General features: G+C 66.6%; 27 protein-coding genes. 3 read left to right on the top strand and 24 right to left on the bottom strand.

The genetic code is table 11. The annotated features are described in order from the left end of the window. Positions 1 to 28: 28 nt before the first annotated feature. The 3 genes from K5L94_RS12205 to K5L94_RS12195 form a co-directional block, all read right to left on the bottom strand. Positions 29 to 988, bottom strand: a complete 960-nt coding sequence (locus tag K5L94_RS12205; RefSeq protein ID WP_274510545.1) for a cation diffusion facilitator family transporter — start codon at positions 986 to 988, stop codon at positions 29 to 31. 73 nt (positions 989 to 1,061) lie between these two features. Next, the gene (locus tag K5L94_RS12200; RefSeq protein ID WP_274510544.1) at positions 1,062 to 1,673 is read right to left on the bottom strand and encodes an AprI/Inh family metalloprotease inhibitor; all 612 of its coding nucleotides are present in this window, start codon (positions 1,671 to 1,673) and stop codon (positions 1,062 to 1,064) included. A 159-nt stretch (positions 1,674 to 1,832) separates the two neighbouring features. After that, positions 1,833 to 2,477 (bottom strand): TetR/AcrR family transcriptional regulator, encoded by a 645-nt coding sequence (locus K5L94_RS12195; RefSeq protein WP_049457117.1) that lies wholly within the window; start codon positions 2,475 to 2,477, stop codon positions 1,833 to 1,835. Positions 2,478 to 2,600: 123 nt separating this feature from the next. Here K5L94_RS12195 and K5L94_RS12190 point away from each other — a divergent pair, with 123 nt between their 5' ends. Then, entirely contained in the window at positions 2,601 to 4,895 is a 2,295-nt protein-coding gene (locus K5L94_RS12190) for a TonB-dependent receptor (RefSeq protein ID WP_274510543.1), read from the top strand. Positions 4,896 to 4,912: 17 nt separating this feature from the next. After that, entirely contained in the window at positions 4,913 to 5,809 is an 897-nt protein-coding gene (locus K5L94_RS12185) for a tyrosine-protein phosphatase (protein ID WP_053449834.1), read from the top strand. A 53-nt stretch (positions 5,810 to 5,862) separates the two neighbouring features. Here K5L94_RS12185 and K5L94_RS12180 read toward each other — a convergent pair whose 3' ends face one another. The 6 genes from K5L94_RS12180 to K5L94_RS12155 all read right to left on the bottom strand — a co-directional run bounded on the left by K5L94_RS12180 (position 5,863) and on the right by K5L94_RS12155 (position 12,058). Beyond that, a complete protein-coding gene (locus tag K5L94_RS12180) occupies positions 5,863 to 7,527 on the bottom strand; it encodes a tyrosinase family protein (protein WP_274510542.1) in 1,665 nt (554 codons plus the stop codon). Between the two features lie 277 nt (positions 7,528 to 7,804). Further along, entirely contained in the window at positions 7,805 to 8,062 is a 258-nt protein-coding gene (locus K5L94_RS12175; protein WP_164087945.1) for a hypothetical protein, read from the bottom strand. Continuing rightward, positions 8,059 to 9,411, bottom strand: a complete 1,353-nt coding sequence (locus tag K5L94_RS12170; protein WP_274510541.1) for a TFIIB-type zinc ribbon-containing protein — start codon at positions 9,409 to 9,411, stop codon at positions 8,059 to 8,061. Before K5L94_RS12170 ends, K5L94_RS12175 begins: the two co-directional genes overlap by 4 nt. 20 nt (positions 9,412 to 9,431) lie before the next feature. Further along, positions 9,432 to 10,571: an SPFH domain-containing protein gene (locus K5L94_RS12165; RefSeq protein WP_274510540.1), complete on the bottom strand. Its 1,140-nt coding sequence runs from the start codon at positions 10,569 to 10,571 to the stop codon at positions 9,432 to 9,434. 101 nt (positions 10,572 to 10,672) lie between these two features. Next, a complete protein-coding gene (locus K5L94_RS12160) occupies positions 10,673 to 11,557 on the bottom strand; it encodes an NAD(P)-dependent oxidoreductase (protein WP_274510539.1) in 885 nt (294 codons plus the stop codon). 57 nt (positions 11,558 to 11,614) lie between these two features. Further along, on the bottom strand, positions 11,615 to 12,058 hold the full coding sequence (locus K5L94_RS12155) for a CD225/dispanin family protein (protein WP_274510538.1): 444 nt from the start codon (positions 12,056 to 12,058) through the stop codon (positions 11,615 to 11,617). A gap of 288 nt (positions 12,059 to 12,346) precedes the next feature. Between K5L94_RS12155 and K5L94_RS12150 the strand changes: the two genes are divergently transcribed. Beyond that, complete coding sequence (locus tag K5L94_RS12150; RefSeq protein ID WP_337999980.1) at positions 12,347 to 13,822, top strand: helix-turn-helix domain-containing protein; 1,476 nt, start codon at positions 12,347 to 12,349, stop codon at positions 13,820 to 13,822. Positions 13,823 to 13,877: 55 nt separating this feature from the next. Here K5L94_RS12150 and K5L94_RS12145 read toward each other — a convergent pair whose 3' ends face one another. From K5L94_RS12145 to K5L94_RS12075, 15 genes are all read right to left on the bottom strand, one after another. Continuing rightward, positions 13,878 to 14,291: a hypothetical protein gene (locus tag K5L94_RS12145; protein WP_274510536.1), complete on the bottom strand. Its 414-nt coding sequence runs from the start codon at positions 14,289 to 14,291 to the stop codon at positions 13,878 to 13,880. 35 nt (positions 14,292 to 14,326) lie between these two features. Further along, positions 14,327 to 15,406, bottom strand: a complete 1,080-nt coding sequence (locus K5L94_RS12140) for a hypothetical protein (protein WP_274510535.1) — start codon at positions 15,404 to 15,406, stop codon at positions 14,327 to 14,329. A gap of 20 nt (positions 15,407 to 15,426) precedes the next feature. Then, positions 15,427 to 15,774, bottom strand: a complete 348-nt coding sequence (locus K5L94_RS12135) for a hypothetical protein (protein WP_006479484.1) — start codon at positions 15,772 to 15,774, stop codon at positions 15,427 to 15,429. 47 nt (positions 15,775 to 15,821) lie between these two features. Beyond that, positions 15,822 to 16,406, bottom strand: a complete 585-nt coding sequence (locus K5L94_RS12130) for a RebB family R body protein (RefSeq protein ID WP_053449826.1) — start codon at positions 16,404 to 16,406, stop codon at positions 15,822 to 15,824. After that, on the bottom strand, positions 16,403 to 16,639 hold the full coding sequence (locus tag K5L94_RS12125) for a RebB family R body protein (protein WP_008265905.1): 237 nt from the start codon (positions 16,637 to 16,639) through the stop codon (positions 16,403 to 16,405). Before K5L94_RS12125 ends, K5L94_RS12130 begins: the two co-directional genes overlap by 4 nt. Positions 16,640 to 16,708: 69 nt before the next feature. Further along, a complete protein-coding gene (locus tag K5L94_RS12120; protein ID WP_005416651.1) occupies positions 16,709 to 16,981 on the bottom strand; it encodes a RebB family R body protein in 273 nt (90 codons plus the stop codon). 60 nt (positions 16,982 to 17,041) lie between these two features. Then, positions 17,042 to 17,308, bottom strand: coding sequence for a RebB family R body protein (locus tag K5L94_RS12115; RefSeq protein ID WP_006446865.1), 267 nt, complete (start codon positions 17,306 to 17,308; stop codon positions 17,042 to 17,044). A gap of 26 nt (positions 17,309 to 17,334) precedes the next feature. After that, the gene (locus K5L94_RS12110; protein WP_005416649.1) at positions 17,335 to 17,604 is read right to left on the bottom strand and encodes a RebB family R body protein; all 270 of its coding nucleotides are present in this window, start codon (positions 17,602 to 17,604) and stop codon (positions 17,335 to 17,337) included. Positions 17,605 to 17,647: 43 nt separating this feature from the next. Continuing rightward, positions 17,648 to 17,938, bottom strand: coding sequence for a RebB family R body protein (locus tag K5L94_RS12105; protein ID WP_005416648.1), 291 nt, complete (start codon positions 17,936 to 17,938; stop codon positions 17,648 to 17,650). A 220-nt stretch (positions 17,939 to 18,158) separates the two neighbouring features. Next, the gene (locus tag K5L94_RS12100) at positions 18,159 to 19,211 is read right to left on the bottom strand and encodes an NUDIX hydrolase (protein WP_164087472.1); all 1,053 of its coding nucleotides are present in this window, start codon (positions 19,209 to 19,211) and stop codon (positions 18,159 to 18,161) included. Positions 19,212 to 19,287: 76 nt separating this feature from the next. Then, entirely contained in the window at positions 19,288 to 20,964 is a 1,677-nt protein-coding gene (locus K5L94_RS12095) for a hypothetical protein (protein ID WP_258010861.1), read from the bottom strand. Positions 20,965 to 20,991: 27 nt separating this feature from the next. Beyond that, complete coding sequence (locus K5L94_RS12090) at positions 20,992 to 22,329, bottom strand: transporter (protein WP_274510534.1); 1,338 nt, start codon at positions 22,327 to 22,329, stop codon at positions 20,992 to 20,994. A gap of 46 nt (positions 22,330 to 22,375) precedes the next feature. Beyond that, positions 22,376 to 23,125: a hypothetical protein gene (locus K5L94_RS12085; protein ID WP_053449822.1), complete on the bottom strand. Its 750-nt coding sequence runs from the start codon at positions 23,123 to 23,125 to the stop codon at positions 22,376 to 22,378. 13 nt (positions 23,126 to 23,138) lie between these two features. Beyond that, positions 23,139 to 23,843 carry a C39 family peptidase gene (locus K5L94_RS12080; RefSeq protein WP_274510533.1) on the bottom strand — a complete coding sequence of 235 codons (705 nt, stop codon included), beginning with the start codon at positions 23,841 to 23,843 and terminating at the stop codon, positions 23,139 to 23,141. A 98-nt stretch (positions 23,844 to 23,941) separates the two neighbouring features. Further along, on the bottom strand, positions 23,942 to 25,258 hold the full coding sequence (locus tag K5L94_RS12075; protein WP_164087474.1) for an adhesin: 1,317 nt from the start codon (positions 25,256 to 25,258) through the stop codon (positions 23,942 to 23,944). Positions 25,259 to 25,299 lie beyond the last annotated feature (41 nt).

Below are 25,299 nucleotides of genomic sequence, written 5' to 3'. Positions count from 1 at the left end.
GCCGGGTGAAGCCGCTGCCGATGCCGGCTCACGGCTGATCGGGACGCGACGCCAACGCGGCGCGCCGGGCGGCGTAGACCTCCGGCGCCTGCGGCTTCACGAACAGGGCCACCAGCTCGGGGTACTCACGCTTCACTGCCGCCTCGATGCGGGTGATACAGGCCTCGATCTGCGGGGTACGGCGGTCATCCTCGAACTCGGCGCTGAGCATCGCAACGACCTGCTGCGGGCCCATCTGCAGGGTGGTCACGCCGTTGGCGCGGCGCAGGTCAGGATCGGTTTCGGCCACGGCCAGGATGCGCTCGGCCACCGCCGGGTGCGCGGGCTCGCCCACCAGCAGTCCCTTGGTTTCCCGCGCCAGCAGGAAGGCCGTGACGGCCAGCACGGCGGCGATGCACAGCGAGGCCACGCCGTCGAGGATCGGCATGTCCAGCCACTGCGCGGCGAGCAGGCCGATCAGGGCGAAGCCGAGACCGAGCAGGGCGGCGCTGTCTTCCAGCAGCACCGTGAAGGTGGACGGGTCCTTGCTACGGCGGAAGGCCTCGAAATAGCCGAGCGTGCCCTTGGTGCGCCGGAACTCGCGCAGCGCCACCCACCACGAGGCGCCCTCGAACAGGAAGGAGATGCCCAGCACGCTGTAGCTCAATGCGTGGTTGGTAGCGGGCTGTGGGTTGCGGATGTGCTGGATGCCTTCGTAGGCCGAAACGCCCGCGCCTGCAGCAAACACCAGCAGGGCGACGATGAAGCTCCAGAAGTAGAGTTCGCGCCCATAGCCGAAGGGATGCACCTGATCGGGTGCCTTGCCGGCACGCCGCAGGCCGTAGAGCAGCAGCAGTTCGTTGAGGGTGTCGACCAGCGAATGCACGCCCTCGCTGAGCATGGCCGAGCTGCCGGAGATGCCCGCGGCGATGAACTTGGCCACGGCGATGGCCAGGTTGCCGGCAAGGGCCGCATAGATGACAAGACGGGAACCGGTGGGAGCGGACATCGCGCAGGCGGTAGCGGGCGGAGCGGATCATCTTCCGCGCCCGCCCGTGCCCAAGGCGTGCAGGTACGAGGCGTCAGCGCCCGGCGGGGTTCAGATACAAGCGCGCGCCGTCGGATTCGCGCGACCCTGACCAGCGACCACCGCCGGAGAAGCTGAAGCGCCCGAACACGGTGTTGCTGGTGTCGGTCAGAAGCAGCTGGTCACCGGACAGCACCCAGCGATTGGCAGAGAAGAAGCCGTCCGGGCAGCCGGCGGGCACATAGGCGCTATAGCCACCGAACCATTCGCTGTTGCGCAGTTCGATGGTGCAGGTGCTGCCATTCTCCTGGTCCAGCGTCCAGCGTCCGAACAGGTCACTGTCGCGGATATCTCGACTGCGACGGCGGTCATGCCCCCAATCATTGTCACGGTCGTTGCGGCCAACGCCGGCGTCTACATCAACCGCCCTGTTTTCACTGCGTATTTCGGACTGGGAGGTGTCGCGGGTGGTGGACTGTGTGGCCAGGCTCCCGATATCGCCGGAGGTGGACACTTCGCTGTTCCGGGTCTGGGTGCTGCTGGATTGTGTGGTCTGTTCGGTGCGGGTGGTCTGTTCGCCGAAGCGGAACGAGGCGTCCTGGGCCACGGCGGGCAGGGCCAGGCAGCACAGCGTGGACAGGCAGGTACTGGCAAGCACGGCAGCCATCGCAGGAACCTCGGCAGGGTCGACCGGGCGAGTATCGGGCCGGTGAGGCGGGGACCGCGTGATGGTCACGCGGCCCCCGTCGAGTCAGCATCGAGCGTCATGTTGCCGATACTCCGCGGCGGAGGCGAGGGAGCTCATGACGACCACGTCGAGCGGCGCTCAGTCCGCCATTACCCGCCCAATCGCATCGGCCAGCAGGGCGCGCACGCGTGCCGGTGGCAGGTCCGGGTCGCGCACGGCGCGCATGGCCAGGCCTTCCACCAGCAGCCGCAGCAGCAGGGTGCGCCCGGCGATGGCTTCCTCGTCAATCGGCCGGCCCAGGCGCGCATCGTGCTGGCGCAGCCAGTCATGGATGGCGGCGCTGGTCTGCTTGTCGTGGGTGCGCAGTACCTGGGCCAGCATCGGGTCGCGGTGCGCTTCGGCGTTGATTTCGGCGTACAGCGCCACGCTGGCGATGGCATTGCCGTGGATCGGCAGCACCGCGCCGCGCGCCCATTGCCGATAGCACTCCAGCAGGCCATCGACCAGATCGGACGCCGCGGGCATCTCGCTGATCGACGCCTGGTCGTGGCGCAGCTGGCGCTCGATCAGGGCCAGGATCAGGGTTCGCTTGTTGGCGAAATAGCGGTACATCAGCCCTTGGCTGATCTCGGCCTCGGCGGCGATATCGCCGATGGAACCGGCGTGGAAGCCGCGGGTGATGAAGCACTTCTGGGCGGCATCGAGGATGCGCCGGCGCTGGGCCTCGGCGTGTGCGGCGGCGGCGTCATCAACGGGTGGGGCTACGGCGGGCTTTGGCGTCATTGCGGAAGGTCAGGGCGTCCAGAGACGGGATAGTACGTCACAAAAGGTGTGAATGAACGGTCATTCATTTGTAATTCCCGACTCCCAGACTGCGCCGGCCTTCTCCTTCCGCGAACGAGTCCGATGCGCTACGCCACGCTGCACCGCCCGCTGCTCACCCTCGCCATTGCCGCCGCGCTGCCGGCGATGGCCCATGCCGAAGACGGCCCTGCTGCCGATACCAGTGCTACGGCTTCTGCCGACGCGGCCCGAGCCGTGGTGGCGCTTGACCAGGTGATGGTGACCGCGCAGAAGCGCGCCACCAACCTGCAGGAGACCCCGATTTCAGTGTCGGTGGTCGATGCCGAAGCGTTGAAGGATCGCAGCGCGATCTCGCTGGGCAGCCTGTCCGATGGCTCGATTCCTTCGCTGCGGGTGACCCCGTTCGCGACCCGCAGTTCGGCACTGAACATCGGCATCCGTGGCATCGGTGCGTCCGGCGATGCCAACCAGCCGGCGCGCGATGCCGGCGTCGGCATCTACGTCGATGGCGTGTTCATGGGCCGCGCGCAGGGCCTGGGCAGCATGCTCTACGACGTGGAGCGCATCGAAGTGCTGAAGGGCCCGCAGGGCACGCTGTTCGGCCGCAACACCGAAGGCGGTGCGGTCAGCATCGTGACCAAGGCGCCGACCGGCGAGTTCGGCGGCAGCGTCAGCGCCGGTGTGTCCAACTACAGCGGCTACAACAGCGCGCTGCACCTGGACCTGCCCAAGGTGGGCGACGTCAGTTTCAAGATCGACGCGGTGCAGGCCAAGCGTGGCGGCACCACCGACAACCCGATGCGCGGCGAGCGCGACTTCAACAGCTACGACAAGCGTGGTGCACGGCTGAGCGCGCTGTGGCAGCCCCGTGATGACGTCTCGCTGCTGTACGCGTTCGATCGTTCCTACGATGCGACCACGCCGTACCACACCCAGGTGCTGGTGCCCGGTGCCTACCTCAGCCCGCTGCAGAAGGCCGGTGCCAGCCTCGATCGCCGCGACAGCGCCATCCTCGGCGGCCCGCAGGAAGACAACATCGGCCGCACCAGTGGCCACCTGTTGAACCTGTCGTGGACCTTGAACGAGAACCTGGAACTGAAGTCGATCAGTTCCTACCGTGAGCTGACCCAGGGCCAGTTCGACATGGGCCTGGTCGATGCGATCTCGGCCTACGGTGGCGCGGGTACGCCGTTCGGCCGCTACAGCCTGGCCCAGGTCTACCAGCACCAGTACAGCCAGGAGTTCCAGCTGATCGGCAACACCGCGCAGGTGCAGTTCCTCGGCGGTGCGTTCTACTACCACGAGACCGCGGGTGACAATGCGCAGACGCCCAACATGCTGGTGTGGGGGCCGGGCGGGAACAGCTACACGCTGAACCCGGCCACCAACCCGCTGGACCTGTCGCGGGTGCGCATCGACCGCGCCAGCAAGGCGTGGACCGACAGCCTGGGCGTGTTCGGCCAGGCCACGTGGACCCCGGAGACGATGCCGGGCCTGCACCTGACCGCCGGCGGCCGCTACACCCGCGATGACAAGAAGGGCAGCCTGTACATCGTCAACGGTGCGGCGACGAGTCTCGCCTTCAAGGACCGCTGGAGCCGCTTCGACCCGATGGTCAACATCGCCTACGACCTGGGCGAGCACGCGATGGTCTACGCCAGGTACAGCACCGGCTTCAAGGCCGGTGGCGCCAACTCGCGCTCGACCAACTACACCGCGTTCGGCCCGGAAGAGGTGACCGCCTATGAGCTGGGCTTCAAATCGCAGTTCTGGGACAACCGTGCGCGCTTGAACCTGGCGGTGTTCGATTCCACCATCGCGCACAAGCAGATGGACTTCTCGCTGCCGTTCGACCCGAACAGCGGCGAAACCCGCACCACCATGGTCACCACCAATGCGCTGAGTGATGGGAAGTCGCGCGGTGCCGAGCTGGAGTTCAACGTGATGCCGGTGGACAACCTCACCCTCGGCCTCAACTACGCGTATACGAAGATTGACGCGCAGACTGCAACGGACCCGTTCGGTGCGGGCGTGCAGGTGACCGTGCAGCCGCTGCTGGCGCCGAAGAATGCGGGCAGCCTGTCGGCCGACTACCTGGTGCCGTTCGCCAACTTCTCGGCGCTGAAGTTCCATGTGGACGGCAACTGGTCCGATGGCTACTACACCAGCGAGTACGACCAGATGCTCACTGACAGTTCGTTCGTGGTGAATGCCCGCGTGGCGCTGGTGGATGTGCCGGTGAACAGCTCCGGCACCACGATGTCGTTCTCGCTGTGGGCACGCAACCTGCTGGATGAGCAGCACCTGTTCTACAAGCTCAACAGTCCGGCGCTGGGCCAGACCGGCATCTTCAACGACCCCCGCACCTTCGGCCTGGATGTGGCCGTCAACTTCTGATTCGAACGGAGACTCCCATGAAGCACCGCTCTACCGAACTTGCCCTGGCCGTGATGCTCAGCCTGCCGCTGGCGGCCACCGCCGTGGCCGCAGACGCACCGCAGGCCGTTGCCGCGAAGCCGGCCGCTGCCGCCAATGTGAAGCCGGTCGCCGCCGATGCGCAGCGCGTACTTCCGCTGCAGGGGGCGTGGAACGTGCGCACCTTTGCTGGCCTGCAGGGCCGTCATGGCCCGATTCCGGCCGCTGCGTTCGTGCGTACCGCCGATCTCGGCCGGCTGACCGACGCCGATCGCGATGCATTGGCCGCTGCCGGCGTGAAGCTGGACATCGACCTGCGCACCGCGGACGAAGAGGCACAGTCGCCAGACCTGCTGGCCAAGGATGATCGCTTCGACTATCAGCGCATCTCGCTGATGGGCACCGAGAAGATGGACCTGCAGAAGATGATGACCAGCTTCCCGGATTCACTGGGCGAGGCCTATGTGCAGTGGCTGGGCCATAGCCAGCCGCAGTTCAAGCAGGTGTTCCAGCGCATCGCCGCGCAGCAGGACGGCGCGGTGCTGTTCCATTGCACCGCGGGCAAGGACCGCACCGGGATCATCGCCGGCCTGCTGCTGGACCTGGCTGGCGTGCCGAAGGCCGAGATCGTGCACAACTACGCGATTTCCGCGTACTACCTGGAAGGGCAGCCGAAGGACAGCGCGATGAATGCGCAGATCATGGCGCTGATCAAGCAGAACCCGGAGATCGGCCGCAAGATGGCCGGCATGTCCGGTACCGCACCGGACAACATGGAGCAGTTCCTCGCCGCGCTGCACAGCCAGTACGGCAGCGCCGAAGGCTACCTGAAGTCGATCGGGGTAAGCGAGCAGGAGATCCAGCAGCTGAAGGTGCGGCTGGGGCAGGCGGGGTGAGGGTCGTGGTGTGCCGGACGGATGCCGGCCAGGCCGGCACCCGCCCGGGTCCATCAGGGTTGCAGCGGTGCGACCAGGATCGAGGCGTCCAGCACCGGGAACGTCTGCGGTGCCTGGCCGGTCGATGCGACCAGGCGGATCTCCAGCGTGGTCGTGCCGTCATCGGCGGCCTTGACTGCCTGCAGCGCTCCCAGCTTCTGCGGCAAGGGCACCGCAAAGGTGGTGGGATGGCTGTGGTCCATGCCCGGCATGCTGGGCCCGAAGAACGAGACCGTGCCCGCGTAATAGGGGCTGTCGGCAGCAACAGCCGAGGTGCCGGCGGGTGCATTGACCAGGACGTCGAACTCGCGCGTATTGTTCAACCCCTGTGGGCGCTCCAGCGTGACTTCGGCAATCAGCTGGCGCGGTGCGGACGTGGCGAGGTGCGCGCGCACCGCTTCGTTGGGAACCGCGACGCGGACGGCGCCATCGGACCGCGTGCCGCGGACCAGCCGTACCGCACCGGCGGCTGCAGGCAGCGCTGCCGCCTGCAGCAGGTCGTTGCGGCCCGGATAGACGTAGTCGTAGTCGAAGGCAGTGGTGGAGAAAAACGCGCTTGCCGGACGCTCGCCGACGAAGCCGCCCTGGGCATTGACGAAGAAGCGGAACGGCTCGTTCATGAACTGGCGTCGCTGGTCGACGTCGACCGGCATGATCGGCTTGCCCCGCGATTGTTGCAGCTGGTTCCACACGTCCCACAGGCGGTCCATGTTGGCGTGGTGCAGGTAGAAGATGGGGTCCAGCGGCGACAGGAAGTTGGTCATGTTGCCGTAGGGACCGGGATCGACCGCGCCGACACCGCCGATGCAGTTGTGCACCTTGTTGTGCGGGAAACCCTCAAGCACCGAGAATTTCGTGGCGCCATCAGGCGGCACCACGTGCGACGCCGTGCGTGAACTGGTGAAGCTGCGGCTTACATCGGCATTGTAGAAGTCCACCGGCGACAGCCCCGCATGGATCGTGTCGGGAGACACCGCCGAGGCCGTCTTGGCATCGAAGCCCGGATTCTCGCGCCACAGGTAACGGGCACCACAGGTGATCGCATAGGCCGCATTGCCGGAAATGCCGGTCTTCTCCGTGGCGCTGTATCCGGTCACGTCGTTCCACACATCGTCGGCCGTGAGATAGCCGCGCAACTTGAGCTGGCCGCGTTGGCCCGCGTCGAGCTTGTCCCAGTAGCGCTGCAGCGCCGGGCGCATGAACCGGGTGAACACCGCCAGGTTGCGCGTATAGGGCGCATAGGCGCTGTCGGTGGGCGTGAGTACGCCATCGAACATCGCAGGAGGAATACGCGGCAGCTCGGTCCAGTCCCAGTAGGGCATCGCGAACTGCGGATCACCGCTGAGCGTGCGGATGGTCTGCTCGAAGTAGCCGACATAGCCGCGGTGCCAAACGTAGAACCACCAGTTGCCGTGCGGGCAATCCATCAGGTGCACGAAGGCGTTGCGGAACCAGTTGCGTGGATCGTCCGGCGGCAATTTCAGCATGGCATTGATGCCGCGCGCGTAGCTGGCCAGCATGCGCTGGCCCTCGGGACTGGTGACGTTGTAGCGGTGGTAGCGGGCCTGCACGGCCTTTTCGGCCGGTGTGGTGCCGCTGGCCCAGGCTGCGGGCGCGACCAGTGACGCCAATGAAGCGCTGGCGGTGGTGGCAAGAAAATCACGACGTGTGTAGCGCATAGCCTTCCCCCTGGTGATTGGTTGAACCGCGTTGGGTTACAAATCACTGGCAAGGCCGGCGGCAGCAGGGCGGCCGACCCGACGGGGACATCCAGCCCCGCCGCTTCCACCGGCATGTGCAGCCATGGCCGGATGGGAAGCGGCGGTAGTATAGGCATGCGCTACGGCGACGATCTGCGAAGCACGCCACAGACGGCAGCGGGTAGAGACCACCGCGGCCTGAAGCCGTTCACCGTCGTCGTTGCGGCGTCGTCGATCAGCCAGGCATGGCCTGGCTCTACCGATCGGGCTTTACCCGTGCAACCCGTATCCGGTACTGGTACACGTTGTCGCCTTCGATGCGCGTGGCCTCGGTGCCACGCACCTGGCCCACCTTCTGGTTGGAGCCGGTGACCGGTTGTGCCTTGACCTCGGTCTCGTGCTCGAAGGAATGCGATTTGTCGGTGTTGCGGTAGTAGCGGTACAGCGCCCAGTACAGCGCAGTTGCGCCGGCCGGACCTGCCGCCAACAGCCAGAGGCCGCTATCGTCGCTCATGAGGTTGCCATCAGGATGAGGATTGCCAGTGCTTCGATGACCGTGCCGGCGGTCAACGCCGCCAGCAGCATCTTCCATTGCTGCACCGGCACGCTGCCCATGGTTTCGCCGGTACGGCCGTTCACTGCGATGTAGTGCAGCATGCCGCCGTTCTTGCCGGGCTGGTGGTACGAGTACAGCCAGACCGGCAGGTACATCGATACCCAGCGGGTGCCATGCACTTCCAGCTGTTCCTGCTCCCAGCGCACGCCACGGTTGTAGCCGCGTACCGAAGATTCCACCTGCGAGCGCGCAATGGACAGCAGCTGGTCTTCAAGTCGTGGCCGCAGCTTCTCCACGTCCAGGTTGCGCTTCTCGGAAGTGAAGCCCGCCAGGTACGAGGCATTCCACTTCACCGCGTTCTTGGTGTCGAACGGCAGGATGGTGTTGATGATGTTGTTGGTGTTGGCGCGGACATCCAGATTGCCGCGCTCGGCGGAGGATTCCAGCGGCAGATCGTCCACGGTGAAGTCGACCTGGCGCTCGATCTGATAGATGTCGGCGTCATAGACGGTGCGCTTGTTCTTCTCGCTGCCTACCGTGTACTGGCGGGTCTGGATCTCGCCCTTGCCGGCCACGGCCGCACTGACATTGCCATCGACGATCATGTAGGGCAGGAACACGCCCACCACGTTTTCCGGGGTGAACTCCTGCTTGAACGCCTTCAGCGCGAACATCCGGCGCTTGTCGACGAACTGGCGGATGCGCGCGACGGCATCGTCCTTCTTGATATGGAAGGGAAGGACGGCATCGGGCACCGCGCCGTTGCTGATCTGTTCGTTGACGCCGAACACATGGCGGCACCAGTGGCAGCGCGCCGTCATCGTGCTTTCGGTATTGACCGTGACTTCGGCGCCACAGCCGGTGCACTTGAAGGTCATCAGCGCCGAGGTATCGGCGTCGATGTCACGCGCGCCGGAGGCGATGACGGTGCCACGCAGCTGGTCGATGGCTTCGCCCAGCCCGAACTCCTCCTCGACCCGCGCGCCATGCCATTCGTGACGGCAGTACAGGCAGATCAGGATGTCGGTGCCGGCCTTGGGCCGGATGTCGGTGGCGCCGCACTTCGGGCAGCGGTTGAGGCCGTCCTTCAGCTCGCTGGCCGAGGTGTCGATGGCCACCGGGTCCGGGGCCTCCACTTCATCGCGGATGGCCTGCGGCAGCGTCGAGGTGTCCAGCGGGAAGCTGCCGGGCAGGGGAGGGACGTCCTGCGGGGAACCCGGCCCATCCAGCGACGCCGCCGGCAAGGGCGGCGGCGTCGCGGGCGCGGATCCGGGCAGCGGCGGTGGGCCGTTTCGGGGATCGGACATGGTGGTTGTGCGTCCTGCAGTTACAGGCCCAGCGCCTTGGCCTTGAGCGCGTCGTAGTCGCTCTGGGTGATCAGGCCCAGGTCGAGCATTTCCTTGGCCTTCTTCAACTTGGCCACTGGATCATCGGCGGCCGGCGTGGTCGGCTGCTGCATGCCACCGACACCAAACATGCCCGAGGCCATGCCGACGCCGACCAGGCCTGCCGCGCCGCCGTTCTCGCCGGCGGACTGGATGCCCTGGGCAACGCTGGCCTGCAGGTTGGAATTGCCGCGCGAACCGGACAGCGCATCGGCGCGCTGCACGGTCTTCAGCAGTTCGCGGGTGTTGGCGTCGTACTCGATGGAGACGATGGCGGTCTTGACGATGGCCAGGCCGCGATCGCTCTGCCACTGGTACGCCTGCTCGACCGCGGCCGACAGGCTCTGCGCGAAGCCGATCGAATCCTGCTGCAGCTTGGTGATGCGGTTGCCCTTGCCGGGATCGTTCGTGTACAGGCTGAAGGCCGGGGCCAGCGAACCGACCACTTCATTGAACAGCTGGCTGGCGGCGGCGTTGTCCAGGTCGGTGAAATCGAACACCTGGCCCGGCTGCAGGTAGCTGGCCGGCACGAAGTTCTTCACGAACAGGATCGGGTCGACGATCTTCAGCGTGTACGAGCCACGGGTGACCGCGCCGACCTGGGTGTTGAGGAAGCCGTCGTCCCAGTAGATCTCCGACTGGGTGCCGAAGCGGTTGTCCGGCAGTTCCTTCAGCGACACGAAGTAGGCGGCCTGCTGCGAGCCCGGCTGGCCGCCGAACTTGAAGCGTTCCCAGCTCTGCTTGATGAAGGTGCTGACCAGGCCGTCGCCGGCAAAGATCGACTGCGAGTTCAGATCGTCCGAGCGCCACTCGTAGCCGCCCGCTTCGGCAACGAACGCGGTGATGGCGCCGTCCTGGAACAGCAGCAGGCCGTAGCCTTCCGGCACAACGATCTTCGAACCATTGCTGATGATGTTGGACGAGCCACTGGTGTTGGAGCCGCGGCCGGCGTTGGTGCCGCGCGGTACCGCTGCGAACAGGGCCGCCGTGGACGGCAGGCCCGTGGGCACGGTGTAGAAGTCCTTCCACTGGTCGGCCAGCACACCGCCAACCGCACCCTTCACCGCCTGTACCAGACCCATGTCCAACTCCCTGTGATTCGAGGGCAGGCACCGTGCCTGCCGAGCGTGGCTGAATATAGCAGCGGCCGGGGACGGCAGGAGTGCCGGAAGATGAATTCCGATCAGGCCCGGTCGGTACCGCCCGGACCGGCGCGCAACGCCTGCAGCACGGCGGCCATGTCCAGTGCGCCCAGCCCGGCGTGCTGCGCCTGTGCGAACAGCGCATCGCTGGCGTTGATCAGCGGTGCATGCATGCCGACCTCGCGCGCGGCGGCGGCGACCAGCCCGCTGTTCTTGTACACGTCGGTGATCGAGGCCTGCACGGCAAAATCGCCACGGGCCATCTTGTCCAGCTTGATCCGTGACACGTCACTGGCCATCGGCCCGGCATTGAGCACCTGCGCGAAGCGTTCCAGCTCGATGCCGTGGGCTTCGGCGAAGTGCACCGCTTCGGCCAGGCCGGTGACCAGCGTGATGAGGTACAGGTTCACCGCCAGCTTCATGCGCAGTGCGGACGGCACACTGCCACAGCACACCGTCTGCCGGCCCATCGGTGCCAGCAGCGGTGCCGCCACAGCGAGATCGGCATCGGTGCCGGCCAGCAGGATGACCAGTTGCGCCGCTTCGGCCTGCACACGGGAGCCGGAGACCGGCGCTTCCACGTAACGGCCACCCGCGGCGCGGATCTGTTCGGCCAGCGCCTGTGAATACGCCGCCGAACTGGTGCCCATGTTGATCAGCAGGCGGCCGCGCACGCGTTCGCCGAACGCGCCGCCCTGTCGATCAAGCACGCTGTCGATGGCTTCGTCGTTGGCCAGCATCAGGATGAGGGATTCGCAGGCTGCGAATACGTCGTGCAGCTGCTCACGGACCTCGATGCCTGCGGCACGCGCGGCGGCGTGGTTGCGGCCGGAGCGGGACCAGCCCTGCACGGCATGGCCCGCCCGCGCCAGGTGGCTGGCCATGGGGGTTCCCATGACGCCCAGGCCGATGAATCCCAAAGGCATGGCTGGCTCCAGAGCAGGACAGGACGCCCATCATGCCGCAGACCGGCGCTGCGTGGCTCAGCCAGCTGCGCGCAGGATCAGTGCATACCCCACCAGCAGCAGGACACACAGCGGCAGCGTGACGAATGAAGCGATCATCCAGCGCAGCGCCTTGCGCGATGCCACCGTGGCCGGGCCGATCTGGCCGGCGGCGAGCAGCGATGACGTGCGGTTGGCGTAGACGGTGGCGACGATGCCGAAGGGCCAGAAGCCACCGAAGATACTCAGGATCGCCCACATCAGATAGTTTTTGGGGGCTGCCGGGCTAGTGTGTTCCATACGTTGAATCTCCTTGGTTGGGCGCGGATTATGCCGCCCGCTGGCGGCACCGGCATACGGGCCCGGTGCTGCACGCTGCCCAGATATCGCTGGCGCCGCGCCACGGCCCGCGAAAAGGACGATTTCCTGGTGGTGCAGGAGCCCGCCGACCCGTGGATGTGGTGCGGCAATCTGGATATTCACGTGATTATCATCACGTTTCTCTTGAAACTCCGATTCGATAATCGGAAATGCCGGCGCCGTGAAGGCGTTGGGGGAATCCGGATCCGTCCGACGTCCGCATCGTCGACCCACCGACGGCAACCCCCTGGGGGCATGGGGGCGGACAGCGTGCGCGTTGATCTGCGTGTGCAGCGGCTGGCGCGAGGCGCGGCGTAGGCATCGCAGCATCACGCAATGAAGCCAGACGCTAGGCATTGCGCGATCGCCTGGTGCAGCAGCACCGGGGCGCCATTCGCAAGGGGAGTTTCAATGCACAGGCAAGTCAGTCAGATGTTGCAGCGCGCCTATCGACCGTACCGGTCCTTGCCCGACCTGCTGGGCGCGTTCATCAAGGAGTTTTCGCAACACCATGCGCTGCGTGGCGGCCGTGTCCATCTGCGTGGACCGGACACGGCCCCTGGCCAGGACGCGTCGCTGGAGGCCGGCCAGCGCCTACCGATCCGCTACGGCGGCGAGGTGCTCGGCGAGCTGCAGCTGGAAGGCGAGGCGGGTGGACTGGACAGCAGTGCGCTGGCGCTGGGTGAAGCGTTCGCGCATCGATGCGCACATCTGATCAAGCGTTATGAAGCGCAAGCCTGGGCCGAACAGGCCCTGAGCCGCCCGTTGCTGCTGGTCGGCGCCTGCGATGCGTTGAAGCGGATGGAGGAGTTCGTCGAGCGCGCTGCTGCCAGCCAGTTGCCGGTGCTGCTGCGCGGCGAATTCGGCACCGAGAAGATGGAACTGGCCGCGGCCCTGCACAGCTGCGGTCCGCGGCGGCGGGGGCCGTTCGTCGAGGTCAACTGCGCCCATCCACAGGAAACGCCTGCGGACTGGTTCGCGCGCGCCCGCGGCGGCAGCCTGTATTTCCACGAGGTGGATGAGCTTCCGGTTCCCTTGCAGGCGCAGCTCTCGCATTGCATCCGCGACCTGGAGACCGCCACCGTCCAGTCCGGCCAGGCCCGCGCGATCCGGGTGATCGCCTCCACCAGTGCCGACCTTGAACAGCGTGTGCGCGAGCGGCAGTTCTCGCGGGCGCTGCTGGCCGGGCTGGAGTTCCTTACCGTGGACATTCCCCCGTTGCGCGAGCGCAGCGACGACATCGATGCGCTGGTGGCGCGCTCGCTGCAGATGCATGGGTTCAACCCGCAGGTCATCAGCGAGGACGTGCTGGATGCGCTGCGTGGCCATGACTGGCCCGGCAACCTGCTGGAGATGGAGCGGGTGGTGGTGCGCCTGGCGGTGATGACCGGCGGGCGCAGCATCCGTCGTGAGGACCTGCTGCGGCATGCGCCTGGCCTGATGCTGGGCGAAACAGTGGTGGATGCCGATCCTCCGGTGCCCGACGGAGAGGCGCTGCAGGCGGCCGGGGCAGTACCGCAAGCTGTCGCTTCGACGACACCTGCGCCGTCGCACGACGGCCTGCACGATGGCCTCAAGCGTGCGCTTGCCTATCTGAAGGATCACGCCGCCGAGCCGGTCACGCTGGGCGATCTGGCGCGCCAGGCGCATGTGAGCCAGTCGCACCTGGGCTTCCTGTTCCGCAGCGAACTGGGCACCACCTTCAAGCTGCTGCTGCAGCAGCAGCGCATCGAACACGCCAAGCAGCTGCTGCGGGGTGGGCAGCGCCTGCGCATCACCGATGTCGCGCTGCAGGTCGGCTTCGGTGACCTCAGCCACTTCGAGAAGAGCTTCCGGCGCCTGGTCGGGGTCAGCCCGCGCAGCTATCGGCGCATACCGGAGCAATGAAAACCCCGGCGCAGGTTCAGGCCTGCCCGGGGTGAGCGCATCACCGCAGCGGACGCTACCTGGCGTTCGCTTCGGCGGCCCTGCGTACCGCTTCCTCGGCAGCCTCATCGGCGCGCCGGGCGGCTTCGGCGGCGGCTTCGACGGCCTGCTGCGAGACCGTCATCGCCTGGCGGATGCCTTCCTCGCTTGCCGCCATCGCGGCGTCGGCAAGTTCCTGCGCAATCTGCATGGGGGTTTTGCCGCCGGGACGGTCCGGCGTGGGGAACGGAGAGGGTGGGATCGGGAAGGTCATCGCAGGAACTCCTTCTGGGGCTGGGGAGGAGGAGCCGTCGTTGCGCTCCCCCAGGATGTGGCGCAATGCCGCCTGGGCATCGGCCAGGATCTTCTGCGCTTGCTGCCGCGCGGCCTGACGGCCGGCGTTCACGGCCACGCCGGCGGCCGAGGCCAGCGCGGCCGTGGCTGCCTGCACGCCGTCATCAGGCCCGGGCGCGGGTGAGGGCGGGCTCACACCGCGTCTGCCTGGTAGCCGATCTCGGCCTCATCCTCGGCGAAACGGCGCGTTCGGCGGTAGTCCTGCAGGGTGATGACGTTGTCCTCCACCTGGATGCGCGCCTGTTCCTTGGAGCCATCGATGGCGAACAGCACGCTGGCACCGTCCTGGCCGAGCTGGCCGCGCGAGACCGGATGGTTGTCGAGGAACGCCTGTGCGCTGCGCAGTTGCCGGCGCGCGGCCTCGCGCCATCGTTCACCATCCAGCTGCAACCCACCGCCATCGCCCAGGAACATCGCGACCTGCTGCGCGGCCAGCGAAATGCGGGCGTAGCCGATGTGGCGGTTTGCCGCCAGTGTTTCGGCAATGGCGGCGCGCACCTGCTCGGGGGATGGAAGATGCGAAAGCTGAGGCCCGTCCAGGTAGCCGAACAGCATCGGTAGCAGGGTCTGCAATGCGTGCGTGGCACGTTCCAGGCGCAGGTCGCTGTTGCCTCCCGGCCGATAAGCACGCAGGTAGAAGCGGAAATAGTCGGCGAACTCGATCGGCCTGCGTGCGTGCTGCAAGGCGAAACGGGCCGCTTCGGCCTGGACCTCGCTGGGCGGGTTATGGCCGCCCTGTTCCTGGGCCAGCTGGTACAGCGCCAGCGATTCACGGAAGTCGAGCTGCTGCAGCAGCGGCGCGTCGCCGGCGCCAACGGCCGCGAGGAAGGGCCGGTATGCGCCCAGTTCCTTGTTGCTCAGCAGGCCGTGCCGGACCAGCACACTCTGCACTTCATTCGACAGCAGGTTGCTGGGCGGGCTCGATTCCAGCTGGCGCAACGCTTCAAGTTCGTCGGTGTGAAGGCTGAGCAGCTTGACCGGGCTCACCTGCAGGCCGGCATGGGGAAGCCAGGCCATGCGTGAACCATGCAGGCCCTGCTGCACGCCTTCGAGCATCGCGCCTTCGTCTGCAAAGGCGTATCGATGCTCGTGTGAATCGATGGCCCACTGCAGCCAATAGTGGCCGCCATCGACGAACGGCAGCACGCGCTTGGTTCGCGAACTGAACTGGCCGGGATGGGGAACGGGGCGACCGTCGATGAAAACGCTCATGCGTGGCTCTCCTGGCGGCCTCACTGGGCCGGAAAATCCTTGAGGACGGTCGCAGCGGCGCTGCCGACGCGGGTGAAGTCGTCGGTGGCCCCCTGCATCATGGTCTGCGCCTGCGTAAGCACCCTCGCATACTTTTCGTCTCCGGTCGCCAGGTATTGAGCCATGGCCACGCCGGCGGCGGTGGTTGCGATGGTGGAAACGTTGCGCAGCGCGTCGGCCGCGTCCTGCACGGCAATCGCCGCGGACTGGGCCACCGATTGGTAGGCCTTGCCGGCGCCACTGGTCTTCACCACGGTCGTGGCCATGGTGGCCGTCTGCACCTGGTTGATCACATCGATGACCTGGGCGTTGACGTTGCTCGGGTCCATACGGGCTCCTTGATGGGCGGGGCGGCCGGAATGCAGCCGCGGCACGGTCACGGCGTGGCGTCGGTGCCGCCGGCGGCCGCGGTGGAGGGGGAGTCTGGCGCGGGGTCGTGGGCGGGACCCGCTGCCGGTTCCGGACCGGGCGTGGAGTCGGGCGCAGGTCCGGGCGCGGGCGCCGCGCCGTCGCCTGCAAGCTGTTCGAGCGTGTGCAGGCTGGCGGTGGCGGCCGCAGCGTCGGCAGTGGCACCGTGGGTCTGTGCCTGCAGGACGCTGATGGCGGTCTTTCCTTCTGCGGTAGCCGCGGCGATCACCGCCGCGGGCGAAGGCGGCGCCGGCACCGGCCCTGGCAGGGGAATGACCTGCGGCGGTGGCGGCGGCGGGGGAAGCGGAGGCGGCGGTGGCACCGGCCAGGGGGCATTGATCATCTTCGCGCAGGCGGCGGTGACCGCGGCGTTGCTGACCATGCCTGCGCCCTGTTGGCGCGCAACCGCGTTGTGCATGGCCGTGCCCAGCGTCTCCAGCATGACCATGTCGAGCATGCTGAAGGACTGCGCCGGCCCCTGGGCCACCAGCAGGGTCGAGGCGGCACTGACGCTGTCGACGATCTGGCTGTTGACGGTGTTCTCACTGCTCATGATGGAACGGCTCCCTTCTGGATGATCAGGGCCAGGACCTGGGCCAGGCTGGCGCCGGCAGTGACCTGGCCGCGTTGCTGGTTGGCCACGGCGTTCTGCATGGCCAGGCCAAGGCTGTCGGCCATCGCCAGGTAAGTGGCGGACATCGCGAATGACGGGGCGAGGGCGATCGCCAGGCCCGAGCCGGCGCTGGCAGCGTCCAGCAGGTAGCCGGTGGCAGGCGATGCGGCCATCAGACAGGGGCCCGGCGTGACGCCACCCGGGCGGGGGCGCTGGGGGGGGCGTCACGCCGGGCCGACACGTCAGCGCAGACCCAGGATTTCGCGGGTAGCCACGCCGTTGGAGGCGGTGTCGATGGCATACAGCGTGGACACGCCCTGGGTGGTCGAGGCCTGCATGGTCACGTAGGACTGCTGCTGGTTGTTGGTGGCGTTGTGCGCGGCGTTGGACAGTGCCTGGCTGGTGGCCACGAACAGATTGCCCATTGCGATGGCCGGCGCATCACCAAGGACCTTGGTGTTGACCTGCGAAACCGAATCGGTGATCTGGCTGTTGACGGCGGTGGGAAATGCCATGGTGGAAACTCCTTGGGTGGACAGCACTACAGGAACGGAGACTGCCGGCACTTAGTGGAATCAGCCGAGAATCTTCCGGGTGGCGGCGCCGGTGGCGCCGGTATCGACGGCGTAGAGCAGTGCAACGCCCATCGTGGTCGCGGCCTGCGCCGTGACGTACATCTGCTGCTGGGCGAGCGTTGCGTTGTGGGCTGCATTCGCCAGGGCCTGTGCCGTGGCCTGGTACAACGTGCCCATCGCCGTGGCGGGGGCCACGCCCAGCACCTGCAGGTTGGCCTGGCTGACCGAATCGGTGATCTGGTCGTTGACGGCCGTGGGAAATGCCATGGCTCAGCTCCTTGCCTGCCGGCGCATCACGCGCCGAGGATCTGCTTGGTGGCCACACCGGTGGTGGCGGTATCGATCGAGTACAGCGTGGCCACGCCCATGGTGGTGGCCGCCTGCGCGGTCACGTAGGACTGCTGCTGGGCGTTGGTGGCGTTGTGGGCGGCGTTGGCCAGCGCCTGCGCGGTGGCCTGGTACAGGTTGCCCATGGCGACGGCGGGCGCGTCGCCCAGCACCTTGGTGTTGGCCTGGGTGACCGAATCGGTGATCTGGTCGTTTACAGCGGTCGGGAATGCCATGTCGAGCTCCTTGAGGTTGGCGGATCAGCTACGGGACGACGGATCAGGAACCGAGGCCGCGGACGCGGGTGCTGAGGATTTCCTTGCTGGCCACGGCCGTGGTGGCGGTGTCGATCGAGTACAGCGTGGCCACGCCCATGGTGGTGGCCGACTGCGCGGTCACATACGACTGCTGCTGGGCGTTGGTCGCGTTGTGCGCCGCATTGGCCAGCGCCTGTGCGGTGGCCTGGTACAGATTGCCCACCGCCACGGCGGGCGCATCGCCCAGCACCTTGGTGTTGGCCTGGGTGACCGAATCGGTGATCTGGTCGTTTACCGCGGTTGGAAATGCCATGTCCTGCTCCTGCGAAAAGGTGGAAGTGCGTGGTATCCAGTGTCACGGTGCGTGGTGCGTAACTGCGTGTGCTTCACCGTGGATGCAGAGTAGAAACAAGCGCTGCTGCTGGATTGGTGGAATCGACGGAGAATGCGGGGGAAATGGTGTGAAGAGCGGGGCCGCGATGCGGGTGGTGCCGTCGCCGCATCATCGCTTTCTCCGCATCCGCGTCGGCCGCCTACTGCTGTTCAATGTAGCGGGCCATGCGCAGGTACCAGTCGATGGACTGGGACTCGGCAAAGCGTCGCTGCCTGCGCTCCCACGCCGCCAGGGCGGCCCCTCCGGCAGGCATCGGCACGGGCACCGGCCGCAGCGTGTCGGGAATCGAGACGGGCTGGAATGTCCCCAGAGAGCTGCTCAGCTCGTCCTGCGCCACGGTGCAGACCGCATCCAGTTCCCAGTCGACCACCGACCCGGCGGTCGGACGATTGAGCCAACCGGTCTGGGCCATCAGGTTCGCGTTGATCCGTGTCACCAGGTCGGCGATGTCCTGGCCGCCGGGCAGGTCAAAGCAGACCAGGTAGAAATCGGCGCCTCCCGGCGCGGTCTGGAACAGCGTGTGGTAGGCCATCACATAACCTGCGTCCAGCTCGACGCCGGTTTCTTCCTGGAATTCCCGCCTGGCCGCATGCTCGGCGGTTTCCGCATCCGACATGCGTCCCCCGGGCAGTGCCCACTGCCCGGCCTGGTTGACCAGGCGCGGCGATTGCGAGCCGGCCCAGCCGGAAATGCGCCGCTGTGCGGCGTTGACGGTCGCCTGCAGGTTCGGGTCCGGCCATGCGGGGATGCCTACATTTTGAAGCTGGACCCAGGCCGGCACGGCCCCTCCACCCGCGACCCAATCGGCCGCCCCCATGGCGGCGGCCCGGTCCACGGCGGCCAGTACCGTCGGCAATGCTGCCTGCAGCTGCGCCAGGACCTGGCCGGCGTTGTTGACCGCAACGGCCGCTTGATTGATGGCATCCCGCGTGGCGACGCCATTGGCGGCAGCCCCCGCGGGCCACGCAGACGTCGCTGCAAGCACGGCATTGGCCAGCGACGCGTTGATGGCGGCGACCGCGCCGGCATTGACGGCGCTGCCTGCGGCAACGTTCACCACCGTGGTCAGGGCGGACGCCGCCTCGGCCACCAGCACCGGCGCGGCATAGCCGCTCCACCAGGCATTGGTGATCTGCTTGCGTGCGATCAGGTACTGATCGTCCGAGCGAAGTGTTGCGTAGACCTGTGTCATTTCGTTTCTCCGGTTGGAACAGCGTCGTGCCTGCCGCAGTGGATGGAAGGGCGGCAGCGCGGATCAGGGCGATGTGTCAGTGGTTGCGATGCTCGATCAGGTAGGTGAATTCGTTCCGCGTGTTCTCACGCGGTGCAATGGGCGGGAGGAGGGTGTCGTAGCGGGCCTCCCACGCCGGGGTATTGCGCCGATCGAGGAACGGCCGATCCTTCTCGTCAGGGAGATCCGGTGGCCCGGGTTTGTCCGGGGACAGGTGTTTCAGGTGCTCGGCCAGGCTTCCGGCCACCTCGACCACCTTTTCGTAGAGCACCTGCCGTCGCTCAGGCTCGGCGAACTCTTCCAGGTCGGTCCATTCGATGGTTGAACCCATCGCCTTGATCCGCTCCATCCCTTTCCAGTTCAGAAGCGCGTTCTCCCACACTTCGGTCCTGGCCAGCACCCGCGGCAGCTCGGTGACGGCCCAGGTATAGGTCTGCAGGTTCTGGGTGCGCATCACATCCATCAGCGAGGCCTTCAGCCAGATGCCGGTGAGGTCTTTCAGCGCACTGTGGTACGGGGCCCAGTCACCCAGGGTCACCTCCGGCTCGTCAGCATCGATCGCGCGGGTGGAGCCGGCATCCCAGGCCTTCTGCTGCAGCTCCAGCTGCGGCGCTTCCGCGAGTTCGGCCAGGGCGCCGGTCAGCAGTTTTCCAACCACCAGGTAGAGCAGGGCGGAGCGACCAATCGCCTCGGGCGAGAACAGCTTCCTCGCCTCCGGTTCCACACCGAGTGCACGCTGGTATCGGCACCACGCCTGCAGCAGCACATGCCGCCAGTACCAGGCCGTCAGCTTCTGCCCGGCCTTTTCGCCGCTCAGCTTCTGCTGTGTACGAACCGCTTGCGAGTAGTGCTTGTCGTGGGTCTTGTACATCATGTACAGGAAGTAGCCGCTGAGCGTCATCGGCAGGTTCATCTGCGAGGCGTAGCCTTCGGACCAGAATTTGCTGCAGCGGGCCAGGATGATGCCCGGGGTATAGCTTTCCCAGTCGAGCTTGCGCAGCTTGTGGCGCAGCAGCCCGGCGGGAATGTTGATGCCATCGTCTACATTGCCGACGTTCAACCCTTCGCCCACCTCCTTCCAGCTGGCATAGTCGATGGCCTTCAGTGCCACCAGCTCCAGCTTCAGCTGGCCCGTGTTGATGTGGGTGTTGAGCAGTTCGACCAGCTTGGGTGCGAACTGTCCCGCCCAGTCGCCGAGCGTGATGGCGTTGACGCCCTGCGTCTCTGCTTTCTGGATGGACGCCTGCAGCATCGCCACAAGCTGTTCCTTGAAGGCGTAGGCTTGATCAATGGCGCCGAAGCGCAGCGGCGGCGTGACGAGTTCGAAGACGTTGCCGGAATCGGATTCGAGCTTCCATGGCTCGGTGCCAGCGATGTCGAAGCAAGCTGCGACCACGTGGGTGAACGCGAAGATCACGCTGTCGTGCGTGCAGAACTCGATCTCGATGCCATACGTGTTGTCGGGCAGCGCCTCGCCGCCCTTGCCGATGTCGATGCCCTGGACGGTCGGGCGCTTGCTGACGATCCAGCCAAGCTGGCCGTCTTCTGCGATGTTTGCCATGCGAATGCCCCTGCATGAGTGCGCGACCGGGAATGGCCGGCTCAGGGGCATGCTAGAAACGGGGAGACTGCGGGAATCGGCGAAATCGACGCGCAATGCGGTGCCATTGCGTGGATCGGCACCGATGCGGCGGAATCGACGACGGCGGGCCATAGCCTCGCCGTCGCCGGGCCACGGGGGCTAGAGCATGTACGGGATCTTGAAGGCCAGGGTGAAGTCCGGCGCATCCGGGGTCAGGCCGATGCCGAGCAGGGTCACCAGGGTGGTGTGCTGGTTCAGCGCATAGGTCACGCCGAGATTCAGTGACGCCGCATTGGCATCGCTGCCGATCACCTTCATCCACTGCCCGCCCTGGAAGCGGGTCGAGGCGCGGGCGCTGATGCGGTCGCTGAAGGACAGGCTGAGGCTGGTGCGTTCGTTGAACGCGAACGCCACGCCGGCGCCGAAATACACCGAGCCGCCGAGCTTCACATCGCCGGGATTGACGGTGTCGGGGTTGCTGTCGATGTCGTTGAAGCCGCGCGGGAACGAATGTACGTAACCCAGATTGGCGAACAGGATGGCCGGGTCGGCGGTCTTGACCATCGACAGGCCCACATTGGCCTGCCAGACGCCGTTGCCGGTGGGCTGTTCTTTCGGTACGGCGAAGCGGATGTAGTCATCGTCGTCGCGCTCGATCACCTTCCAGTCCAGGCCGTAGGGCGCGCGCCCGGTGGGTGCGGTCACCCCGGCGGTAAGAACGGTTTCAGGCCGCCAGCCGCGCTCACCGAACAGGCGGTAGTTCGCGCTCAGGCCGATATCGCCCAGGCCATTGCCATTGGTCTGTTCCTGGGCGATGGCGGCGGCCGCACCCCCGGCACCGCCTTTCTGGTACACCGTGCGCCGTGCGAGGTACGGCACGTCCAGGTTGAGCGTCAGGTTCGGACTGACGCCCCAGCGTGCGGCCAGGTTGTAGGTGAGCGAATCGGATTCGACGTTCTCGATGGCGATGTTGCCGAGGAAGATCGCATCCAGTGCCAGGAAGCCGTTGAGGGTGAGCTGCTTGCGGTCATAGCGGGCGTAGGTGAGGCTGTTCTCGATGGTGAAGCGGCGCGAGAACAGGGCCGATTGCTGCTGCTTCACATCATCCACGCTGCGCCGCGACTCCTGCCTGACCTGCTGCGCTTCGGCCGCAGTGCTGGCGTAGCCTTCGCCGCCGGGCGCTGTCTGTCCCGGCGCTGCCTGTAGAGTCGAGCCATGCTCGACTTCCGTGTCCGTGCCCGTGCCCGTGCCGGTTGCCGCCGCCGTTGCCGGCCCGGCAGGCCCCGTGCGCCCACTCAATCGCGCCTGCATCGCCTGCACCTGCATGTCGAGCTCGCGCAGGCGTCGGACTTCCTGGGCGTAGTTGCTCTTCAGCTGCTCCAGCTGGTTGGCCAGGGCCTGCACATCGGCGTTGTCGTCGGCCGTCGGCGGCGCGGCGAGGGCGGTGCCCGCCAGCGCCGCCAGCGCCAACGGGGTGATCCTCAGAAGGGTATGCATGTTCGTGTCCTGCGTTGTGGAACGCGTCCCCCAATGCCGCGCCGTACTACTGGCCCGGCCCCATGCCGCGGTTCAACGCAATCGCCTGGGCCACGTTCTGGCTCAACGGCAGGTTGCCGCCCGCGGTGTTGCGTACCAGCTCCAGCCGCAGCTGGTTGCTGGCTGCCTGGCCGTCACCGGCCAGGGCAATGCCCTGGCCGACGCTGCCATTGCGTATCCATTGCTGTACCAGGCCCTGGCCATCCACCTGCAGCTGCAGGCGCGCCTGATTGCCATCGAGCACGGCGCTGGCGCTCACCCCGGCCTGCTGCGCGCTGGCCGAGTGCGCGCTGTCGGACTGCATCGCGGGAACGTCGCCGTCACGCACCAGCAGCGTGGTGGTGTTGCGCGCGGCGTTGCCATCGCCGGCGACCTGCACGCTCTGCACCAGCCCACTGACATTGGCCAGGCCGCTGCTGTCGATGCTGCGGCCCGCTGTGACAGGCAGCGGCGCGTCGGCGGCGGTGACATGCACGCTGGGCTGAAAGCTTAGCTTGGGTGCACCACCGCCGCGGAAATCCATGCCCAGGGTCAACGTGCCTTGCAGGGCCGTGCCATTGCTGGCCTGCCACTGCGAAACCATCGTCACCCCGAACCAGGCCACGCTGTTGCCGCCCACCGTGTAGCGGCCGCGCATCAGGTTCAGTTCGGGGTCCGGAATTTCCTTCAGGCCGCGACCCGGCGCTGCGTCCGCCGCCCGCACCGTCAGCGCGGGAAGCATCAGCAGCAGGGTCATCAACAGGGGAAGACGGATCATGGCGAAGCCTCCTTCAGAACAGGTCGGCATGGCTGAAGCCGAAGTCGACCAGCTCGGCATCGGTGATCGGCCCCTGCCGCGCGTAGAGCGCGCGGGCACTGGGCCGTTCGCTGGGTTGCAGCAGCACCGTGTTACGGTCGAAATCACTGCCGATCACCACGAACACGGCGCGTGACGGCCACGCGGCGAGGAAGTCCGGCAGTGCCAGGCTGCGGTTTCCGAGGATCGGATCGGCCACTTCGACGATGCCTTCACGCACCTGCTTGAGCACCACGAAATGGCGGAAACCGCGCACGTCCATCAGCACCAGCCCGGGCACGCGCAGGGTACGCAGGCGCGCTTCGTCGATGCGGTAGCCGCGCCCGCGCATGCCCAGTGATTCCACATAGCGCTTGATGTCCAGCAGCGAGAAGCCGCGCTCGGCCACCAGTGCGGGGTCTGAAACCCCCATCATTCCCTGGATCACCGTCGCCTCGTCGGTGTCCAGGTGGTAGGCATGGCGCAGGATGGTGGCCAGTGCGGCCGCGCCACAGCTGTAATCGGTGTGCTGGCGCACCACGTTGCGGTAGCGCCGCTCCTGCATGCTCTCCACTTTCTGCTGCAGCAGGGCGCCATTGGGCAGTACCCCGCTGAAGCGCACCTCGCCCGCCCACGCGGGGGTGATGCCCAGCAGCAACAGGCACGCCAGCAGCCAGGTTGAAGGTCGGCAACGGAACATCGCGTTCTCCGGCAGCAGGGGGGAGCCCCTGTTCCAAGGGGGAGGAGGAACAGGGGCTCCCGGAACCCGGTCATTGGCGGATGGCCGGGGTGTTGCGCTTACTCGCCGCTGCCACCACCACCGCCGGTGCTGGGCTGGGCGACTGCCAGGGCGAGGCTGTTGGCCTGCAGGTTGCCGGTACCCGATGCCACGTTCACGCCGATGTTGCCGGAGGCGCCGGAGAAGGCACTGCCCGACAACGCCGAGGTGTTGGTGGCATCGACGTTCACCCAGCGCGTGGTGCTGACCGTGCCGCTGAGGCTGGCGTACAGATCGGCCACGCCCAGCTCGACGAACTGGCTGGTGCCGCTCTCACGCGTGTCGAAGCCCAGGCCGCCCACCCCCGGCCGGTTGGGGTTCATCGTGGCGTTCTGGATCTCGTTGTCCAGGTCGATGTGGCCGGTGCTGTTGCCACCCGGATGCGGCAGCGCGCCGTTCCACGTATCCAGGTAGTAGTTGGCCATCTGGTAGGCATTGCCGGTGCCGCGATAGGTGCCGGCGCCGTAGCCCAGGGTCAGGCCACTGACGCTGCCGCGCATGCCCACCTGTACGGTGTCGGTGTAGGACTGCACGAAGCCGGCGTTGCTGACGGTGTTGCCGGTGGAGACCTGGTTGGAGCTGATGCTGGATTGGGCAACGGCCGTGGTCGCCACCGAGGCGGCCAGCGCGTTCTTCTGCTCGTTGTTGTTGCCCGACGCGATGTTCACGCCGATGTTGCCCGAGGCACCGCCGAAGGCATTGCCGCCAAGCGTGGCCGCATTGGTGACGCCAGCGTTCTGGGTGACGTTGCCGAACCCGGCCTGGTTGACGAACACTTCGGCGTCGGCCATGCCGAAGCTGAAGGACGCATCCGCCGCCGACAGCGATGCGGCGTTGTCCTGCGCGTTGTTGTCGCCGGACACCACGTTGAAGCCGAGATTGCCGGACGCGCCTGCGCCTACGCTGTCGCCGATCGAGGCACGGTTGGTGACCAGGCTGTTGCTGGTGGCGTTGTTGCTGATCGACTGGCGGTTGTCGATCACCGCGATGGCCGCCGAATCGAGGTCGATGTCGCCGGTGATGGTCGGATCACCGGAGAAATTGACGTCGGTGCTCAGGCGCAGGTCCTTTTCCAGGTTCACGTCGACGCCGTGATTGTTCTTTTCCTTGCGTTCGTCGGCCTGGATGTTGCTGTGCTTCTGCACATTGACGTTGACGGTGCGGTTGCGTACGTCGTTGTCGGTGTGATTGTGGGTGTCGTTGCGGGTTTCGCTGACGGTGTGGTTGTGGTTGATGTTCGCGTTGGCGTTCTGGTTGTCCCAGCCATTGGCCGCAGCGGCGGTCGAGGCAGTGGCAATCGCCATGGCGAGCATGGTCCGTTTGACGGTCGCTTTCATGGTGCCCTCTCTCTCATCGGATGGTGCATCGGTGGGTGGTT

The sequence above is a fragment of the Stenotrophomonas forensis genome, assembly GCF_028752115.1.
GTDB classification, from domain to species: domain Bacteria; phylum Pseudomonadota; class Gammaproteobacteria; order Xanthomonadales; family Xanthomonadaceae; genus Stenotrophomonas; species Stenotrophomonas forensis.
Note: the sequence above shows the minus strand (reverse complement) of the source record. Positions and strands in the feature narration are given on the sequence as shown.